Source organism: Rhodococcus sp. CX, assembly GCF_015865005.1.
GTDB lineage: Bacteria > Actinomycetota > Actinomycetes > Mycobacteriales > Mycobacteriaceae > Rhodococcus.
In genome coordinates this window covers 85,412-88,202 of sequence record NZ_JADZGH010000168.1, presented here as the reverse complement: position 1 = coordinate 88,202, position 2,791 = coordinate 85,412, and the positions used below count along the sequence as shown (strand labels likewise).

At 70.2% G+C, this 2,791-nt stretch carries 3 protein-coding genes; 1 reads left to right on the top strand and 2 read right to left on the bottom strand.

The window, feature by feature from the left end:
* Both I0Q12_RS17940 and I0Q12_RS17935 read right to left on the bottom strand, forming a co-directional pair.
* A partial coding sequence (locus tag I0Q12_RS17940) for a coiled-coil domain-containing protein (protein ID WP_374068719.1) occupies nucleotides 1–805 on the bottom strand: 805 nt, incomplete at its 3' end.
* Between the two features lie 456 nt (nucleotides 806–1,261).
* Nucleotides 1,262–1,768, bottom strand: a complete 507-nt coding sequence (locus I0Q12_RS17935) for a DUF6676 family protein (protein WP_374068718.1) — start codon at nucleotides 1,766–1,768, stop codon at nucleotides 1,262–1,264.
* A gap of 348 nt (nucleotides 1,769–2,116) precedes the next feature.
* Between I0Q12_RS17935 and I0Q12_RS33155 the strand changes: the two genes are divergently transcribed.
* Nucleotides 2,117–2,791: aconitase family protein (locus I0Q12_RS33155; protein WP_307846331.1), on the top strand; the 675-nt coding region annotated here is incomplete at its 3' end.

Sequence of the window (2,791 nt, the reverse complement as noted above, 5' to 3'; positions counted from 1 at the left end):
GTGCGGCGGCGCGGGCGGCCTCCTCGGCCTGCCGCTGCCGGTCCCACGCCGCGTATTCGGCGCGCTGGTTCTCGAGCCCGGCGACGTTCTGCCGGGCCGCATCCAGTTCGGCCTGCGCCGCCGCACGCTCGATCTCGATCCGCTGCTTGTCCGCCGCCTGCTGGTCCAGTGCCGACCGGGCCTGCGCGATCGCGGCCTCGGCGTCGGCCTTGCGCTGTTCGGCCGCCTCGGCCGCCGCGTCGGCCTCCTGCTTGGCCGCCCGCGCACGGGAGTTGTTGTTCGCTTCCTCGGTGCGGGCACGTTCGAGCGCGTCGAGCACGGCATTGCGCCCCGCCGACAGCAGGCGCATCACCTGGGCACGATCGAGGAGCTCGTCCGGGCCCGCCGAACCGAGGAACGCGGACAGCGACGCGGCGTTGATGCCGCGGGTGTAGCTGCTCCGGGCGAAAGCGTCGAAATCGCTCTGCGCCTGCTGGATCCGGATGCCGGCGTCGCGGAGCGCCTGCTGCGACTGCACGACGGCGTAGGCGGCCGCGTCGGCGGTATCCCGGGCGTTCTGCAGGTCCACCAGCGCGCGGTTGACGTTCTCGCGTTTGATCGCGACCTGGTTCTCCAGCTCGGCGAGCTGCTGATCGGCGGACGCGATGCGCACGATCAGCTCGCCGACGCGGCCGAGGCCCGTGTCGACGGCCGCTCCGGCGGCAGCGAGTGCGTCGTCGCTCGGGTTCGGAGGTGGTTCCGGAACCGCCCCCACCGAGGCCGCGGTCCCCACGAACAGTGACGCGACAAGTCCGAGTGCGATCAACAGCCGGCGTCCGATGAACAGCCGTCCGGCCGACAGCCGCGATCCGGCCCACGGCCGTGGGCCGGTTCCCCCACCGCGACGATGCCGCCGCGACCCGAACCGTCGCGTATCCCCCCCGTGGAAACCGAAGCGCCTCACATCATTTCTCCCTCGGTGGTGTCGGGGACGAACCCGATCCGCCGCGCCGAGGGAAGGACTGCACGCTGCATCGGATCGCGCGCCGCGCGATCTGTCCGCAGAGCCGTTCCCGCCGTCGTGGACTGCGGTCCCACGACGGCAAGTGCGACACTCCTTCCCCAAGAGCGCCAAAGGCACCGTACGACACAAAGGGCTCATTTCGCGCGACAGTCACAGATAAAGCCGCAAAATTTTGTCCGTGTCGACGAAGCCGCGGCCCGGGTGAGGGCACGGAAAAACGGCCGCTCGGATGCGGAGCGGCCGGGTGAGGGGTGTTCGCTACCGCGCGTCGGGTTCGACGAACGCGGCCTCGTCCTTGCGGCGGCGCACGGCCTTGGCGGCCGCGGTCGCGCCGGCGGCGGCCGCGACGAGGACGATCAGCACGACGGTCCAGGCGGTCCAGTCCGGACCGGGTTCGGTGATCGAGTCGACGAAGTTGCGGGTGGAGACGACCGGGTCGCCGGTGTACGTGCGGTCCTGTGCCGCCTCGAGGGTCACCCGATCGAGGCTGTCGCTGTAGGCGCCGACCCAGCCGGGGCTGAGCACGAGCACGGTGCCGCCCTGCTCGCTACCGACCTCGGTCGCGAGGTCGCGCAGTTGCGAATCGATCCGCGGGTCCCGGTCGACGACGATCACGCGCAGCTCGATGCCGTGGTCGTGGGCGCGTTCCACCTGCTCGACCAGGTCGTCGACGCGGTCGGACGGCGCGGAGACCCCGTCGTCGGCGAGGTCTGCCAGCACCTGCTCGAGCGTGACGCTCGGCGGGAGGTCCGTGGCCGATGGCACAGGAATTCGTGGCAGTGGCGCAGACATCTCTCTCCGGTGGTGCGGGGACGGGACCGGCGGTCGGGTCCCGGTGAGTCGGGTGGACTCGCAGAACCCGCGCGCGGCGACATCCGCACCCTACGCGATCGGCGCGGACGGCCGGCCCGCACCGGCACCCGGGCGCGGTGCAGGACACAACCGAGGGTTGCGCCGCGCGCATTGCAGGACAAGCGTACTGTTAGACTCGGTGCGAGACGCCACGACACCACCACCCCCGCCCCCTGGGACCACGGTGCGGTTTCGTGTGCCTCGCTTCGGCCGTCGACACAGCCCCGTCGGCGGCGAGCCTCATCTACGAGTGGAGCTGACGTGAGCACCAGTATTGATTCGTTCGGCGCCAAAGGGACGCTGGAGGTCGGAGAGAACTCGTACGAGATCTTCCGCCTCTCCGCTGTTCCCGGCACCGAGAAGCTGCCCTACGCTTTGAAGGTTCTCGCGGAGAACCTGCTGCGCACCGAAGACGGTGCGAACATCACCGCTGACCACATCCGCGCCATCGCGAACTGGGATCCCTCGGCCGAGCCGAGCGTCGAGATCCAGTTCACCCCTGCCCGCGTGATCATGCAGGACTTCACCGGTGTGCCCTGTGTGGTCGACCTCGCCACCATGCGTGAGGCCGTCACCACGCTCGGCGGCGACCCGAACAAGGTCAACCCGCTGTCGCCGGCCGACATGGTCATCGACCATTCCGTCATCCTCGACTACTTCGGCACCGCCGACGCGCTCGAGCGCAACGTCGACCTCGAGTACCAGCGCAACGGCGAGCGCTACCAGTTCCTGCGCTGGGGCCAGGGCGCGTTCGACGACTTCAAGGTCGTCCCCCCGGGCATGGGCATCGTCCACCAGGTCAACATCGAGTACCTCGCGCCGACCGTCATGGTCCGCAACGGGCAGGCCTACCCCGACACCTGCGTCGGCACCGACTCGCACACCACGATGGTCAACGGCCTCGGCGTGCTGGGCTGGGGCGTCGGCGGCATCGAG